Raw genomic sequence first — 1,231 nt, 5'->3', positions numbered from 1 at the left:
CCGTAGCAGCTGACGAGTGACACGAGGCTGCGTCCGGCGGCGAAGCCGTCGTAAGTTCAGCCCCTGCGATCCCTCAGATAAACCGGGCACTGTGGATTACGATCGCTGCGCAATCGGACGTAGCCTTCGGCAACTGATACGAACCAATCAGCACCATCGTACGCAACCGGCCCTCGTAGCAGCTGACGAGTGACACGAGGCTGCGTCCGGCGGCGAAGCCGTCGTAAGTTCAGCCCCTGCGATCCCTCAGATAAACCGGGCACTGTGGATTACGATCGCTGCGCAATCGGACGTAGCCTTCGGCAACGGCTACGAACCTATCAGCACCATCGTGCGCAACCGGCCCTCGTAGCAGCTGACGAGTGACACGAGGCTGCGTCCGGCGGCGAAGCCGTCGTAAGTTCAGCCCCTGCGACCCCTCGGATAAACCGGGCACTGTGGATTACGATCGCTGCGCAATCGGACGTAGCCTTCGGCAACTGCTACGAACCAATCAGCACCATCGTGCGCAACCGGGCCCCGTAGCAGCTGACGAGTGAAACGAGGCTGCGTCCGGCGGCGAAGCCGTCGTAAGTTCAGCCCCTGCGATCCATCAAATAAACCGGGCACTGTGGATTACGATCGCTGCGCAATCGGACGTAGCCTTCGGCAACTGCTACGAACCAATCAGCACTATCGTGCGCAACCGGGCCCCGTAGCAGCGGACGAGTGAAACGAGGCTGCGTCCGGCGGCGAAGCCGTCGTAAGTTCAGCCCCTGCGATCCATCAAATAAACCGGGCACTGTGGATTACGATCGCTGCGCAATCGGACGTAGCCTTCGGCAACTGCTACGAACCAATCAGCACCATCGTGCGCAACCGGGCCCCGTAGCAGCTGACGAGTGACACGAGGCTGCGTCCGGCGGCGAAGCCGTCGTAAGTTCAGCCCCTGCGATCCCTCGGATAAACCGGGCGCTGTGGATTACGATCGCTGCGCAATCGGACGTAGCCTTCGGCAACTGCTACGAACCAATCAGCACCATCGTGCGCAACCGGGCCCCGTAGCAGCTGACGAGTGAAACGAGGCTGCGTCCGGCGGCGAAGCCGTCGTAAGTTCAGCCCCTGCGATCCATCAAATAAACCGGGCACTGTGGATTACGATCGCTGCGCAATCGGACGTAGCCTTCGGCAACTGCTACGAACCAATCAGCACCATCGTGCGCAACCGGGCCCCGTAGCAGCTGACGAGTGA

Origin of the sequence: Pseudomonas sp. TWR2-1-1 (assembly GCF_049897045.1) — a bacterium.
Taxonomy (GTDB): domain Bacteria; phylum Pseudomonadota; class Gammaproteobacteria; order Pseudomonadales; family Pseudomonadaceae; genus Aquipseudomonas; species Aquipseudomonas versuta.
Note: the sequence above shows the minus strand (reverse complement) of the source record.